At 47.3% G+C, this 14,573-nt stretch carries 13 protein-coding genes; 7 read left to right on the forward strand and 6 right to left on the reverse strand.

The genetic code is table 11. The features are described 5' to 3' along the window. The first annotated feature begins 95 nt into the window (after positions 1-95). The 3 genes from V7S65_RS22270 (at position 96) to V7S65_RS22280 (ending at position 3,858) form a co-directional block, all read left to right on the forward strand. A complete protein-coding gene (locus tag V7S65_RS22270; RefSeq protein WP_336387608.1) occupies positions 96-1,898 on the forward strand; it encodes a DUF4836 family protein in 1,803 nt (600 codons plus the stop codon). 106 nt (positions 1,899-2,004) lie between these two features. Continuing rightward, the gene (locus V7S65_RS22275; RefSeq protein WP_079471415.1) at positions 2,005-2,655 is read left to right on the forward strand and encodes an ATP-binding cassette domain-containing protein; all 651 of its coding nucleotides are present in this window, start codon (positions 2,005-2,007) and stop codon (positions 2,653-2,655) included. Positions 2,656-2,664: 9 nt separating this feature from the next. Further along, positions 2,665-3,858 carry an FtsX-like permease family protein gene (locus tag V7S65_RS22280; protein WP_336387607.1) on the forward strand — a complete coding sequence of 398 codons (1,194 nt, stop codon included), beginning with the start codon at positions 2,665-2,667 and terminating at the stop codon, positions 3,856-3,858. Here V7S65_RS22280 and V7S65_RS22285 read toward each other — a convergent pair. From V7S65_RS22285 to V7S65_RS22295, 3 genes are all read right to left on the reverse strand, one after another. Continuing rightward, on the reverse strand, positions 3,855-6,383 hold the full coding sequence (locus V7S65_RS22285; RefSeq protein ID WP_339546402.1) for a DUF3857 domain-containing protein: 2,529 nt from the start codon (positions 6,381-6,383) through the stop codon (positions 3,855-3,857). The genes V7S65_RS22280 and V7S65_RS22285 overlap by 4 nt on opposite strands. Positions 6,384-6,483: 100 nt before the next feature. Then, a complete protein-coding gene (locus V7S65_RS22290; RefSeq protein WP_310274297.1) occupies positions 6,484-7,581 on the reverse strand; it encodes a DUF2891 domain-containing protein in 1,098 nt (365 codons plus the stop codon). Between the two features lie 15 nt (positions 7,582-7,596). Next, positions 7,597-8,832, reverse strand: coding sequence for an NAD(P)/FAD-dependent oxidoreductase (locus V7S65_RS22295; RefSeq protein ID WP_336387605.1), 1,236 nt, complete (start codon positions 8,830-8,832; stop codon positions 7,597-7,599). 112 nt (positions 8,833-8,944) lie between these two features. Between V7S65_RS22295 and V7S65_RS22300 the strand changes: the two genes are divergently transcribed. From V7S65_RS22300 to V7S65_RS22315, 4 genes are all read left to right on the forward strand, one after another. Continuing rightward, positions 8,945-9,247 carry a YbaB/EbfC family nucleoid-associated protein gene (locus V7S65_RS22300; protein WP_079471409.1) on the forward strand — a complete coding sequence of 101 codons (303 nt, stop codon included), beginning with the start codon at positions 8,945-8,947 and terminating at the stop codon, positions 9,245-9,247. Positions 9,248-9,410: 163 nt separating this feature from the next. Continuing rightward, positions 9,411-10,643 (forward strand): PepSY-associated TM helix domain-containing protein, encoded by a 1,233-nt coding sequence (locus V7S65_RS22305; protein ID WP_336387604.1) that lies wholly within the window; start codon positions 9,411-9,413, stop codon positions 10,641-10,643. 185 nt (positions 10,644-10,828) lie between these two features. After that, positions 10,829-11,194 (forward strand): DUF7674 family protein, encoded by a 366-nt coding sequence (locus tag V7S65_RS22310; protein ID WP_079471407.1) that lies wholly within the window; start codon positions 10,829-10,831, stop codon positions 11,192-11,194. Further along, a complete protein-coding gene (locus V7S65_RS22315) occupies positions 11,181-11,726 on the forward strand; it encodes an N-acetyltransferase (RefSeq protein ID WP_111577254.1) in 546 nt (181 codons plus the stop codon). Before V7S65_RS22310 ends, V7S65_RS22315 begins: the two co-directional genes overlap by 14 nt. Positions 11,727-11,812: 86 nt before the next feature. Here V7S65_RS22315 and V7S65_RS22320 read toward each other — a convergent pair whose 3' ends face one another. The 3 genes from V7S65_RS22320 to V7S65_RS22330 form a co-directional block, all read right to left on the reverse strand. Continuing rightward, positions 11,813-12,520, reverse strand: a complete 708-nt coding sequence (locus V7S65_RS22320; RefSeq protein WP_133256131.1) for a hypothetical protein — start codon at positions 12,518-12,520, stop codon at positions 11,813-11,815. 64 nt (positions 12,521-12,584) lie between these two features. Next, positions 12,585-13,610: a GTPase ObgE gene (obgE, locus tag V7S65_RS22325; RefSeq protein WP_079471403.1), complete on the reverse strand. Its 1,026-nt coding sequence runs from the start codon at positions 13,608-13,610 to the stop codon at positions 12,585-12,587. A gap of 166 nt (positions 13,611-13,776) precedes the next feature. After that, positions 13,777-14,367 (reverse strand): adenylate kinase, encoded by a 591-nt coding sequence (locus V7S65_RS22330; protein ID WP_079471402.1) that lies wholly within the window; start codon positions 14,365-14,367, stop codon positions 13,777-13,779. Positions 14,368-14,573: the final 206 nt, after the last annotated feature.

Below are 14,573 nucleotides of genomic sequence, written 5' to 3' on the forward strand. Positions count from 1 at the left end.
ACGTACTTTTGCACGAATGAAATACCACGATAGTGGGAATGTACTGTTTGATATAGTGTTGCTCCGAATAATTTTTCTTAATTTTTAATGCTTTTATGAAAAAATCAATTTCCAAAGTTTTGTTAGCCGCTGTGACGTCAGCGGTTATGCTGTCTTCCTGCTCTAAGACCCCTGATGAGAGCCGGTACATTCCGAAAACAGCCGGTGTGGTAGTAGACCTGAATGCCAAACAACTGACCACCAAGCTGGTGACAAATGGTATCACAATGGATAAACTGTTTGAAGCCACACAAAGTAAAGACACTTCCAACGAAGTGATGAAGGCGTGGAAAGATGCCGAAAACTCCGGTATCGACATGCAAAGCCACTTCTTTGCCTCTTTCGTATTCCAGGGCCAGCCGGCAGAACACAAATCTTATATCAGTCTTACCGCAAGCCTGAAAGATGCCGACAAATTTGAGGCCTATCTCAAAAAGAACATCGCCAACTTCTCCCTGAAAACACAAAATGACTTCAAATATATCTGGGAAGAAAAGCAACATGCCGTAATCGGATGGAATAAATCTGCCGTTATCTATATCAGTGCAGTAGATCCAAGCAACCTGGAAAAGTATAACCCGGGCGGTTCTTCATCTCCTGATTATGGAGATCCTTCAGAACCCATGATAGATTCTGCAACTGCAGTAACAGATTCCGCAATGGCCATTCCTGCCGCCCTGACGACTGCAGAAGACGATGCGCAGATCAAAACCTGGGTAGCTGAAGTGGATCATCTCTTTCACCTGAAAAAAGATGAAACAGCTGGTTCCATCGAGCCTTTCGCCAAATTACTGAAAGAAGATGCCGACGCCGGTATCTTTGTAAACCCGGAAGCTATTTACAACAGCGGTCAGTTCACCATGATCCCTGCTAACGTAAAGAAACTGATGGAAGGTTCTTTCTACACCGGTACGGTTAACTTCGAAAACGGTAAAATCGTTTTCAACGGTCACTCTTACATGGGTAAAGAATTGGCGGCTATCTATAAAAAATATGGTAAGAAAGAGATCGATATGGATATGCTGAACAAGTATCCTTCCCAGAATATCACCGGTTTCATTTCTTATGCCTTTGATTTCCGCATGATCGGCGATATCGTGAAAGCGACCGGTATGGATGGTATGGTGAACCTGATGATGGGTAAATCCGGCCTGTCTATGGATGATGTGCTGAACGCATTTGAAGGCCAGTTAACTTATGTGGCTTCCGACTTCGCTATCACCAAAAAGGAATCTCCTTATTTCCCCGGCGAATTCACAGAGAAACCAGATGCCAAATGGATCTTCAGCCTGAAAGTAGGTAACAAAGATGCGTTCAATAAAATCATGACTTCCCCGATGCTGAAAGAAGTATTCACACGGGAAGGTGACCACTATACCGTGGTAAATCCAATGGCAGCGGCTACCATGCCGGCTATGTCTATCAACGAGAAGTTTGTAACACTGGGCTCCGACAGTGCTTTACTGCAGGAATACCTGGGCGGTAAAGGCCACATCAAATTACCTGATGGTATTGAAGGGAAAATAAAAGGCAGCATGCTGGGCGGTTATGTAGACCTGGAAAAAGTGACTGCTGTGATTCCTGAAGATAAAATGGACGAAGACGAAAAACCAGTGGCGAAGAAAGCAAAGGAACTGCTGAAAGATGTAACCTTTGTAAGCAAAGCCGACGGTGGTGATGTACAACATGGAGAAGCAGTACTGACCTTTAAAAATAAAGATCAGAACAGCCTGGTACAGCTGATTAACCTGGGCACTGAAGCTGCAAAAGTAATGCAGGCAAAGAAAGCGAAGGAAAAAGCATATGAAGACAGCCTGTTTGCTGCACCGGTAGATACTACCGTTGTTGCACCACAGTAATTTATAACCTTACCAGGAAAAGGGCGCCGGAACATCTCCGTTGCGCCCTTTTCTTTTGCGAAAAATATATCATTTATATTCGCTACTGTTAACAGTAAATGCCACTATGCAGATTCAGCTCAATCAGCTCATGCCCATACCATTGCAGGATAAACTCCGGCAACGGTCGTCGGACATCTGGAACCAGGACGTAACTTTTCAGCCAGGCAGTTTGGTGAAAATCAAGGCGCCTTCCGGCACCGGCAAAACTACCCTGATCCATTACCTGTATCATATCCGTTACGACTATACGGGGAAAGTACAGGTGAATGGCCAGCCGTGGCAGTCATATAATAAGAATGAAATAGCCGCCATGCGGCAGCGGGATATCAGTATTGTATTCCAGGACCTTCGGCTTTTTGAACAGCTCAGCGCCAGGGAAAACATATCGCTGAAGCGGGTAATGGAGCCAAAGCCTTATTACCCTGCGGAGAAGATTGACGAAATGGCCGCCCGGCTCAATGTATCGCATATCCTGGAGCAAAGCGGCAAAACCCTTTCGTATGGCGAAAGGCAGCGTATTGCTATTATCCGGGCGCTGGTACAACCTTTTCAGTGGCTCCTGATGGATGAACCCTTCAGCCACCTGGATGAAGAAAACACGCAGCGCGCCGCTGCACTGATTGCCGATGAATGTAAAGCCCGCAATGCCGGGTTCATTTTAACCGACCTGGATAATGACCAGCACTTCCCTTATGATGTGCATTATCATCTTTAATGTTATTTCATGCGTCCATTTTTTGAATTACTGAAGAAAATTATTCAAACCGGTGTGGGAAAAACCCGGTTCCTGATGGCGGCAGTTGGTTTGGGCATTGCTATGTTGCTGATCCTCATTGCCATCCAGGCGCATTCCAACTTCAGCCAGCTGCTGTACAGCAGCAAAAACCAGAACGAAACGGCCGATTTCCTCGTGATCAATAAAACCATCACCAACGCCATGATGGGACAGTCGGCCAAGAGTATTTTTACCCCGGAAGAAATTGCCACTATAAAAAAGCAGCCATTCGTACAGTCGTTTGGGTTAGTAACCTCCAGCCAGTATAAAGTAGTGGTTCAGGCGCCCGGCGACCTGCACTTTGCTACTGATATGTTTTTTGAAGCAGTACCGGATAGCTTCCTGGATGTGAAAGGACAGGACTGGAAATGGAGTGAGGGCGACCGCACCATTCCTATTATTTTGCCTAACGACTTCCTGAACCTGTACAACTTCGGCTTTTCCCTGAGCCAGGACCTGCCGCAGATTTCACAGGAAACTGTGAAAGCATTGCCGCTGCAGGTAAATATTTCCAACAACCAGGTATCGGATCAGTATATGGGGCATATTGTTGGTTTCTCCGACCGGATTTCCTCCTTCCTGGTACCGGCGTCTTTTATGGCCTGGGCTAATGAGAAATACGGCATGACCACTGCCGCAGGTACTTCCCGCGTAATCATTAAAACGCCGGACCCTTCTAACCCCGACCTGGTAAAGTTCCTGGAAGACAACGGCTATACTACCAACCAGGATAAGCTGAAGTTCAGCAAAACAAGACTGATTGTACAAACAATTGTATCGGTGGTGGGATTTTTTGGATTGATCTTACTGTTTTTTGCGTTGCTGGTTTTCAGCATGTTTATACAACTGGTGATTGCTTCCTGCAAGCGGGAAATTCAATTGCTGGTGATACTGGGCACTGCTCCCAAGCAACTGCAACGGTACCTGCTGCGCCAGTTTGTACCCCTGTATATTGTTATCGGGATATTGTCGCTGTTGCTGGTAGCCGGACTGCAATACTGGGCGGCACGGGAGCTGGCGCAACATGAAATGCTGGTAAGCACCTGGCCGGGCGTGCCTGTGTTTGCGGGTATTGCGCTGGTGTTAGGATTGGTATATATCGTAAACCTCCTCACCGTGAGGAAGTATGTAAATAATATTTAGCCCTGTGGTGGCCGGTATGGCATGGTAAAAGTGTTTTTGCCTCTTTGTGAAATGAGCAGATAAGGCACCCAGATAGCCATGCGCAGCAATGGCCACAGGATAGAATTAATGTTGAAGATATCTTTTGGTTTTTCTGTTTTGAAGAGATAGTGATTCAGGGAATTATCTGCATAAATAAAAACAGTAGCAATAAAATAAAAGGTAGCCAGCGCAAAAGGGAAGGTATCCCTGCGTTGGAAAAACAGGACAGCCAGCAGGATACTGTATGCCAGCATAAATATATTGACCATCATTTCCATGATGAGGAAAAGCTGTACCACGGTGATATTTCCCAGATCCTGCCGGTCGGAAATACTGATCCAGTACGAGTAATCAAATACGGCCATTTTACAGATGCCCGTGATTTCTCCCATTGGCGTAAACACTAACCCGATGGCGAGAAGTACCAGTCCGCCGCCAATTGGCAGGGACTCCGGTGTTTCCCCGGCCGGGGTAACGGAATGTTTATAAAAAATAAATGCAAGGCCGGCAAACACGCCGGCAAATAACAACGCCAGTACAATGGCCAGCCAGTTTCCTTTTCCATCCGGATGACGCGCAGCAGCGGTTCCCGGATTCCAGGTAAGATCCATAGAAGTTACTTCATTCATCTTCTTCAGATCCTTTACATATTGTGGTATAAACTTTACCGGGATATGATCGCTGAAGGTTTTGAAATGATAGGATAATATAACCTGCTGTTCCTTGATGGTAGCGGTATAGTCGAATGTGTAATATTCATTTTGTAAGTGCAGTGGCGTTTGATCCAGCGACCACTTAACGGGTGTGTGCAGGATGATCTGGTAATCGAGGTCGTATGGATAGCGGATGCTGACAGGGATCTTACGTTTATCATCAGAGATAAAGGAAAGTGCATCATAAAAAGATTGCGCATTGGTAGTAAACAACAGTTTATTGCTGCTGCTGTCATTTTTCCAGATATCGTGTACCAGGTAGCTTTCGTTCACAAATATGGTGTTGCCGGCAACGCTGTCGCGGGTAGTGATAGAGTCCCGGATCACCACATCTCCATAAAGCTTTTTATAAAAGGCGAGATAGGACTTCTCTTTGTCCTTCATGCTGGTACCTGCCAGTTCTGCGCGTTGTGCATCTGCATCATCGCGGTGGTAGGTAGTTACCACTTCCAGTTTCCCATCTTTATTTGCATCGTCCGGGAGTGTGAAGATTTCGCGGACGGCAATTTTGCCACGGGTAGTGGGGATGACAGGCGTGAGCTGTGTGGTGGTATCGGTTACCACTAATGCCCGCCCGTAATCGGGTTCGCATAAATCGGCGAGGCTTCCCCGTTGGTACGACATGGTGCCATCCAGCCAGTATACTTTGTTATTCAGTACTGCGTGTACAATGGCATGGTTAAAGGCGTTGGGAGAAGGGAGTATTTCGCTGACGGCTTCCCGCAGGTCGGTATTCACATAAGCCATATCGGCCACGATGTTGTTGGCACGCAGGATGGTGCAGAGTAGCAGGGCTTTGTCTTTACAATCCCCGAAACGCTGTGCCAGCACCCTATCGGGGTTATTGGGGCGATGGGAATATTCTCCCATTTCGATGCCCATGTACCGGATATCGTCCTGAACAAACCGTAACGCCTGCAGCAGGTAGGTGGCAGGATTACCGTTGGCCGCCTTTTTAAACGCGGCGATTTTGCCGGCCAGCAGTGAGCCGGGAGCCGGTGTTTGGTTCACCTTCATGCCCCATTGCGCTACCTCTTTCCAGGAAGGATATTCGCTTACCTGTACGTAGGTAAAGGGATTGTACCAGGAAGGAACAAAGTTGGTGTTATCGGTTTCCCTTACGTCTACTTTATTCCATTCGTATACAGTGAGGCCATTCCATGATTTCTGGAGAGGGGCTGCTGCATTATTATACCGTTTAAACCAGATTTGCCTTTGCGGGCTAACGATCAGGTTTTTATAGTAGTTAACAATAGGTTCGTAGGCAACGAAATAGATGCGGCTATCCAGTTTCCCGTTGAAGATGGGGTTGTCGCCGTTAATGGAATAGGCATATTCTATCTGATCGCCTTTCCGTACATCTTCGAGGATCAGGTAAGCCGTGTAGGTGCCGCTGTAGATGAAGCGCGACAGGTCCTGTTCTTTCTGAAGGAGCTTGAATGCTGCACCGGGCAGGCGGTTGATTTCCTTTCCATCGCGGTGGATCACTATTTTATGGAACGTAAGTTTTTCGTATTGGGGGTCATAGTCCACCGAAATTTCCGACCCGTTCTGGATGCCTGCTTCCGAGATAATTTGCCGGATGAAGTGTTGGTAGTTGCTTTTCAGTTCTGCATGTCTTTGTTCTTCCAGCAGCAGGAGGTAATAGCCATCGCTGATATTTTTGGCATTGGGTTTTTTGGAGAGATCGGGCGTGAAGGGAACGAGCCATGCCGGGGCCGGGCTGGTATTTACTTTTTGGGCGGGTGCAATGGCGGGGGTTAGTATCAGCAGCAGGGATAATACTAACATCCAGGCACGGGAATTTATGACGTGCATAGTACAGTTATGTTGATTGATCCCCCTTTTTGGGCGGCCGGGTATAGGGGAATAAAAATTTTTGTTGATGAATTTACGGTTGTTTTCCGACAGTTAACATATAAACTGCAAAAGATGCGAGCCAGTGTTCGCCGGCATAGCTACCGCTGAAAACCTGTTTTAGTCCGGCTTCCATGTGTGCGTGGGCCAGTTGCTGAATGGCCTGCTGGTTTTTGCCGCCGTGTTCGGCGATGGCTTCCAGGCACCAGGTGCGGCTGAGGTTTAATCCATCGAGGTGAACAAGTTTTCCGTCGGTTCTGTCTTTTACCTGTGCCACCTGCAGGATACTTATCTTGTTTTCAAAGAGGCCGGGTAAAAACGCGTATAGCCATTTGCGGTAGTCGGCTTCCGGCATCACCCTGCGCATCAGGTCTGCTTCTTCGAGAGAGGGAGAGAGGAAGTCGTAGCCACCGGGTTCCCATTGGATGGGTGCATTTTTATCGGCGGCATAGAAGCGCATGGCGGCGTTGTGTATGGCTTTTTGCAGGGCTTCATCTTTCGCGGTAACGGCATAGTCCCAGGCGAGGCATAATCCGAAGGCGAGGTTGGTATGTTCTCCCACGCGGATCGGGTACATGATTTTATCGAGGAACTGGATATAGGCGGTGGAAAACTGGGTGGCCAGTGGCTGCAGGTTTTGGCTCATGGTTTTACCCAGGGGATCGTTCCAGGTGAGCAGTTCGTTTTGCAGTTGCAGGAGCCAGCTCCAGCCATAGATGCGTTCAAAGCTTTTGTTTTCTGCGCTGCTGAACAGTTGTTGTTCAACTTTTATATTTTCTGAAGATAGGTGTGCTGCCAGTTTACTTCTGATGACGGAGGCTTTGGCCAGGTCGGGGTAAGACTTTAGCAGGCGCACCAGCATCCAGTGTCCGTGTACGCTGCTATGCCAGTCGAAACAGCCATAAAAAGCGGGGTGATAATTTTTCGGCGCCGTCAGCAATGAGCTGTCGGTGAATACGATCCCTGTTTTATAGGGGAATTCCAGGTCCAGGCATTTCAGGGGCAGTTCTGCCAGTTTATTGGCGATGTCCCGTGTTAAGCGGGTAGCTGGTGCCGGATTGGAAGAGGGTACCTGTGCGCTCATGTTGAATGAGAAAAGGAGGATGACGGATAATTGGCCTAAAAATTTCACGACGGAAGGATGCTTTTATCTGTTAAATAACAATTTTACGTAGAACATGGGTTGACCCAGTTTCTTGCGGAGGTCTACCTCATGGAACATGCATGACATCAGGTCTTTCAGCTGTTTATTGCGGGAGCCCATTTTCATCAGCATGTTAAACAGCCACGGGTATTTGATGAGTTTCTGCAATTTGGTGCTTACCTGTAATTCCGGTCCGAGGATGCGGTATACGTGTTCATCGTATGCGTTGAAGAAGGTATCGGAATAGTCGTTGGCAGCGATGGCAGCAGCGGCTTGTTGGGCGGCTATTCTGCCGGAGTACAGGGCGTTGCCGATGCCTTCCCCGGTGAAGGGATCAATGAGAAATCCGGCGTCGCCAACCAGCATGTAGCGTTCCCCGTGCAGTTTTCTTTTTTTGCTGCCGAGGGGGAGGCCGTATCCGTCGATGCTACCGGTGAGTTCCGCGTTTTTGAAGCGTTCCTTCATTACGGGATCGGTGGCGATGGTATCCAGCATCAGCTGTTTCAGGTTTACCTTTTTGTTGCGGGCGGAGTTGCTGAGCATTCCTACGCCTACATTGGCTTCGCCATTGGGAAGGGGGAATATCCAGATATAGCCCGGGAGCATATTTTTCAGGAAGTGCAGTTCAATGAAGTTGTCTTTATGCAGGCCGGTGATGCCTTTGTAATAGGCGCGGATACCGGCTACATAATGTTTGGGTTCCATTTTGATACCGGCCACATCGCGGGTGAAGCCGGAGTGGGCGCCGTTGGCTACTATTACCACATCGGCTTTTACTTTGAAGGAGCCATCTTTACTGGAGAGGTAGTATCCGTCTGGTTTCAGTTCATATTTATCGATGCTGGTGCCTTCGAACAAACGGATTTCGGAGCGGCGTTTCATTTCATCTACGAGGAAGTTATCAAAGTCGATACGTTTGCAAACGAAGCCCCGTGGGTTGCTCTTATCTTCCTGGTAACCCAGGCGGTAGGGGATGTCCATTCCGATGCGGTTGGGTGCTACGAAGGTAACGCCCCAGCTGTCTGCTTTAAACATGGCTTCCTGGAGGCGTTGTCCGATGCCCTTGTCGATACGTTCCAGGAGGGTGAGTACTTTTCCGCTTAGTCCGTCTCCACATACTTTATCCCGTGGGAAAACGGCTTTATCTACCACGATACATTCAATGCCAAGCTGGGCGAGTTGCAGTGCTGCGGTGGCTCCGCCGGGTCCTGCGCCTATGATACAAACTTTTGTTTCCATTATTAATGATGCTGTTACGTGCTGGTAAGATACGGAATAGTGTGGATTTAGCAGAGGGGATTGCCTCCGTTAAAAATCCGCTATATTTGCCGTTCTTAAAAACACACGAAACATGTTTGGTGATTTATTTGGAAAGCTGACGCAGATCAAGCAGAAAATGCAGGAAGGCAAAGAGCGTCTGGCTACAGTAACTTTATCCGGTGAGGCCGGTGATGGCGCCGTAAAAGTAACCGTGGATGGTAACCGTCAGGTGAAAAGTATTGATATTGCGGAGCGTCTTTTTGCACCGGAGCATAAGGAAGAAATGGAAGACCTGTTGCTTACTGCTCTGAACCGTGCACTGAAAGATGCAGAGAATTCCTGGGAAGCAGAAATGAAAAACGCTGCCGGCGGAATGCTGGGTGGGCTGATGTAATATATTTTCAATACAGGGGATTGCCATATGTACCTTTAGTATATATGGCAATTTTATTTTATGGAAATACTGAATAAATTCTGCATTGCGTAAATAATATTCCGTTTCCGATACCATAATAACCCGCGCGTGGATTTTCTTTGCAGGTACGATCGACTCTGATATGAAAGTTTTCTTCCGGCGCATTCACTTATACCTGGGCCTTACTGCCGGCCTGGTCATTACTATCAGCTGTTTAACAGGTGCCTTACTGGTATTTGAGAAGGAGCTGACAGAGGCGTTTAACCACGACCGTTATTTTGTGCAGCCGGGAGGAGCGCGTTTACCGCTGGATAAGGTAGCCACATTGGTAAAGGAGGCCGTTCCCGGCGCAGGTATTTCGAGGATACAGGTGTTTGCCGACCCCACCCGGACGCTACAGGTGCAACTGGAAGAAGGTAAAAAGGGCGGGCAGAAAGAAGCCGGAGCTGGTAAGGAGGGAAGAAAAAAAGGAACCGCAAAAGCCGGTGAAAAAGAAGCTGCCGGACCCAAAAAAGAAAAAGGACGTACGGCGTTTGTAAATCCCTACACCGGTAAAATAATTGAACTCTACAGCTATCAGCAAACATTCTATTACCAGGTATTTTCCCTGCACCGCTGGCTGCTGGCCGGCGCTGTTGGCAAGCTTATTACCGGTATCAGCACACTCATCTTTTTCTTTATCCTGGTTACGGGCATCATTCTCTGGTGGCCCAAAACGCGTAATATTTTCAGGCAGCGGATCAAAATTAAGTGGGATGGCAACTGGAAACGGGTGAATAATGATTTGCACATTGTGCTGGGTTTTTATACTTCCATCTTTCTTTTTGTAACTGTTTTCACTGGTTTAACCTGGTCGTTTGAATGGTTTAACAAGGCATTGTACGCTTCATTGGGCACTTCCCCGAAGCCCCTGGCAGCACCGCTTTCGGCTCCGGCTGTGGAGGCCAGTGGCAAAAGTATTTCTTATGAAACCGCAATGGCAGTAGTAAAACATGCTGTTCCCGATGCGCTGTTTTATTCCTTTACTGCGCCGAAAGACAGCTCCGCGGCTTTTATGGTAAGCCTGCTTCCGGCGGATGCCTTACATGAAGCGGCCACCACTACTTATTACCTGGATCAGTTCAATGGGAGCATACTGACATCGCAAACTTTTGCGCAAAGGAACCTGGGGCAAAAGATCCGGGGAACCATAAAACCACTGCACACCGGCGCCATCTTTGGCACGCCTTCCAAAATATTTGCTTTGATCCTCGCGCTGCTGGGCGCTATTTTCCCTGTTACAGGCACGCTGATGTGGCTGAACAGAACCCGGAAGAAGAAAAAGAAAGTGGCCTCTCCGGTTGTAGCTAAAGAAACGACTGCACAGGTAGCATAAAACAGGCGCCTCTCTCCGTTTTCCGTTTCTGAAAACACCCTTCAGAAACGGTAGGTTTTTACCGCATTTCTCTCCATCCGCTTTTAACATTTTCTTTGCAAACCCTTACCCCTGCTAAGTTTTAACATTTCCACACAGAATATGGAATAGCATTTGGCATATACCTGCTAAATGATATTACCTATATGATTAATCAGTATGAAGTGCCAGCTTGTATTGAAGACACGATACCGGCACTAAGAAAAGCGTTACACCAGTTTCCGGCGGTATATCATATCTACGAAACCATCGGTTGTTTTACGGAGTATACCGACAAGCAGCTGAGGGAGCAGAATTTTACGGTAGCAGGCAAGTGTTTACAACTGGCCGGCCGGTTATACGAACGGGGTAATACGGTTGTGAAAGAAGCGATTACCCGTATTTTTTTACCGGTACTTTGCCGGGTTCCCCTGGCAGATGCCGTGAGCAGGATCCGGATGTATTCACTGATACCGGATTCAATATATCCACTTTACATACAACATCAACTTACTGGTAATGGAAACAGATGAGGAGATTGTCGTCCGGTTGGCTACGGCTATGGACGTTGATTTTGCCCTGCCTATAGTGGCAGAAATGGAAGCCTCTGCAAAGGCAAGGGGCACAGGGATTGCGAAAAGAAATCCTCTTACTATTAAAGAAAAGATCCTGGAAGGGAAGGCCGTTATTGCCTTTACGGCGAAAGGAATATGGGCGGGATTTTCCTATATACAATCCTGGGAAGAAAACAGGTTTGTATCTAACAGCGGTTTAATTGTGGCGCCGGCATTCCGTGGATTGAAAGTGGCGCAGGCCATCAAGCAGAAAATATTTGAGTTAAGCCGGCTGCTTTATCCACAGGCAAAAATATTCAGTATCACCACCGGGTTACCTGTGATGAAACTAAATACCCGGTTGGGTTTTGAACCGGTTACTTATAATGAAATTACACATGACCCTCTTTTTTGGGAGGGATGTAAAAGTTGCGTGAACTATCCTATCCTGGCAGGCAAAAATTACAGGAATTGTTTGTGCACTGCCATGTTGTTTCAGCCGTTTCAATAGTTGAAACAAGAGACCCTCTTACGGTGAAATTACAGCCAATGAATCAACCGGCGATGCTTTTGCATTGCCGGTTTTTCGCGCGTTTATTATCCATTAAAGTTCACATCAATAATGAGTAGCTTATTGATTTTGTTTGTTGTTTTTTTATAGCATCCATCCAGCCGGATGTAGTACCGACTGATTTCGATTTGTACGGGCGGTTCGGGGAAGTTGTTCAGCTGTGCCACCCGTGCATAAGTGCCGGGGGAGCCATGATGCTTTACGTGTTGCTGTAAAGACTGTAAGCTGGCAGGAGGAAAGCGGCTTCTTTCTGCCGTCGTATATTTTTTGCAGATGAAGAAGTTGCTGGCTTCGGGGAGCAGTGTTTCCCAGGGAGAGCGGTAATGTTTCCATCCGAGCAATGGTTCCGTGTCAATAACAGCGCTGGTTTCGTAGCACTGGGATACTTTTATCCTGTCTGTTTCGCCGGTGGTAACGGCCAGCATCTGGCCTTCGATGGTATGGAGGTGTGCCAGCCGGAAGTAGAGGGTATCCGGGCGCAGTTCAAAGTCGTTGAGTTGTGCATCCGGTATGATCCAGTCCAGCGAAAAGTAGCAGTCACCGAAACGGATATACGTAGTAGAGTCGCGGCACACTACATATACTTCGTTGGAGGCTACCTTCATTGTGGGTGCAGGCATGGCTATCAGCTGCATGGTATCGATCTGCACGGGTTTATCCTTCACGGACTTTACGGTTCGATGGCAGGCAGGGAGCAACAGCAACGCGATTGCGGGGAATAAAAATATCTTCATGGTATACGGGATACTGTAACGAACATTGACGTCAGGAATAGTCCCCTCTTGCGTCCGGAAACAGTTACTCTGCGTCTACAGCGTCGGTTGTATCTACTTTCCTGTTAAGCGCCTCCCATAAAATATCTTTTAGTTCACTGAGGCCCTGGTTTGTAACAGAGGAAATAAATACATGTGGAACATCTTCCGGCAGCTCCGCGGATATAGCGGCTTTCAGCTCATCATCCAGCATATCGCTTTTACTGATGGCCAGCAGAAACTGTTTATCCAGTAATTCGGGATTATATTGTTCCAGTTCATTTACCAATACTTCAAAATCTTTGCGGTGGTCTGCACTATCAGCTGGAATAAGGAATAATAATACGGCGTTTCTTTCAATATGTCGTAAAAAACGGTGGCCTAAACCTTTTCCTTCGTGGGCGCCTTCGATGATACCGGGAAGATCGGCGATGCAAAACGATTTACTGTCGCGGTATTCCACCATTCCTAGTTGTGGGGTTAGCGTAGTAAAGGCGTAGTCGGCTACTTTAGGTTTAGCTGCGGTGATAGTAGACAACAGGGTGGATTTGCCGGCATTGGGGAAACCAACAAGTCCCACATCTGCCAAAACTTTTAACTCTACTACTTTCCAGCCTTCCCTGCCTGGCATGCCGGGTTGTGCATATTCGGGTGTTTGGTTGGTAGCAGATTTAAAGTAGGCGTTACCTTTACCGCCTTGTCCGCCGGGGATCCAGATAACTTCCTGGCCATCGTGGAGAATTTCGGCTTCTACCTGGCCGGTTTCTTCGTCTTTGGCCTGTGTGCCCAGTGGAACTTCAATGATAATATCCTTACCAAAACGGCCGGTACAGTTGTCGCCACTGCCGTTTTCCCCATCTTCTGCAAGCAGGTTTTTATGCCAGCGGAGGTGCAGGAGGGTCCACAGTTGTGAATTGCCTCTTAAAATAACATGCCCGCCTCTGCCGCCATCGCCGCCATCAGGGCCGGCCTGCGCATTAAACTTGGTACGCATAAAGTGCATACTGCCTGCGCCACCTTTCCCGGATTTACAAAATACACGGATATAATCTACAAAGTTTGCTTTTTCCACTAGTTCTCAATTTTTAATACTCTGGGGTCCCTTACCACAGAAAAACAAAACGCAAAGATCGTGAAGTTTGAGCTAATTAGCACCATCATGTGCCAGGAGCTCTTTACTTACAATCTTTGCGTTGTATAATAAGATGCTAAAAGTCTTTATCACAGCGGGATTCCGCTTACTGCACTTTTTCTCCTACCAGTTCATCCAGTTCTTTGGAGAGCAGTTCGAATACTTCTTCTTCGGTGCCGTCGCCTTTCACTTTTTTGAATTTGCCGAATTTGGCATAGTGATCAGCCACAGGAGCCGTTTTGCTATGGTATTCCACGATACGTGCTTTCACTACATCTTCAGAGGCATCATCGCTGCGGCCGGAGGTTAAGCCACGGTTCAGCAGGCGTTTAATCAGCGCATCTTCCGGTACTTCCAGTGAAAGAACGGTAGAAATAGAAGTTTTTTTCAGTGCGAGCAGCTTGTCCAGCGCCTCTGCCTGCGCAGTGGTACGGGGAAATCCGTCGAAAATGAAACCACGTGTATCAGGATTAGCGTCCAGTTTGGAACTGATCATGCCAATCACCACTTCATCCGGTACCAGCTGGCCCTGATCCATAAACTTCTTGGCTTCCAGACCCAGTGGCGTTTTATCACCGATCTCGCTGCGAAGCAAATCGCCCGTGGAAAGATGAATAAGTCCGTACTTCTGGATAATGTTAGCACTTTGTGTACCCTTGCCGCTACCGGGAGGGCCAAATAAAATGAGATTGACCATGTTTTATTAAAATCTACTTTACTCGCAAGGTTGCAAATATAAGAAACAGATGAATGTATTGGTAATTAAAATTACGATTGATTAAACTAAATGTAAATATTCTGACAAAATAGTAAACACATTTTAATTTTTTACCAGAATTCGTAAAATATCTTCAACAGGGTATTCTAATTTAATGAAATACTTTGGATCTGACAAAATCATAT

This window comes from Chitinophaga sp. CCNWYY40 (genome assembly GCF_037483205.1).
GTDB classification, from domain to species: Bacteria; Bacteroidota; Bacteroidia; order Chitinophagales; family Chitinophagaceae; genus Chitinophaga; species Chitinophaga ginsengisegetis.

Excerpts from the sequence above, each read along its gene's own strand:
- V7S65_RS22315 (WP_111577254.1), top strand. The coding sequence starts at position 11,181 with ATGGAAACAGATGAGGAGATTGTCGTCCGGTTGGCTACGGCTATGGAC.
- V7S65_RS22330 (WP_079471402.1), bottom strand. The coding sequence starts at position 14,367 with ATGGTCAATCTCATTTTATTTGGCCCTCCCGGTAGCGGCAAGGGTACA.
- V7S65_RS22280 (WP_336387607.1), top strand. The coding sequence starts at position 2,665 with ATGCGTCCATTTTTTGAATTACTGAAGAAAATTATTCAAACCGGTGTG.
- V7S65_RS22305 (WP_336387604.1), top strand. The coding sequence starts at position 9,411 with ATGAAAGTTTTCTTCCGGCGCATTCACTTATACCTGGGCCTTACTGCC.
- V7S65_RS22320 (WP_133256131.1), bottom strand. The coding sequence starts at position 12,520 with ATGAAGATATTTTTATTCCCCGCAATCGCGTTGCTGTTGCTCCCTGCC.
- V7S65_RS22270 (WP_336387608.1), top strand. The coding sequence starts at position 96 with ATGAAAAAATCAATTTCCAAAGTTTTGTTAGCCGCTGTGACGTCAGCG.
- V7S65_RS22300 (WP_079471409.1), top strand. The coding sequence starts at position 8,945 with ATGTTTGGTGATTTATTTGGAAAGCTGACGCAGATCAAGCAGAAAATG.
- V7S65_RS22275 (WP_079471415.1), top strand. The coding sequence starts at position 2,005 with ATGCAGATTCAGCTCAATCAGCTCATGCCCATACCATTGCAGGATAAA.
- V7S65_RS22285 (WP_339546402.1), bottom strand. The coding sequence starts at position 6,383 with ATGTTAGTATTATCCCTGCTGCTGATACTAACCCCCGCCATTGCACCC.
- V7S65_RS22295 (WP_336387605.1), bottom strand. The coding sequence starts at position 8,832 with ATGGAAACAAAAGTTTGTATCATAGGCGCAGGACCCGGCGGAGCCACC.
- V7S65_RS22310 (WP_079471407.1), top strand. The coding sequence starts at position 10,829 with ATGATTAATCAGTATGAAGTGCCAGCTTGTATTGAAGACACGATACCG.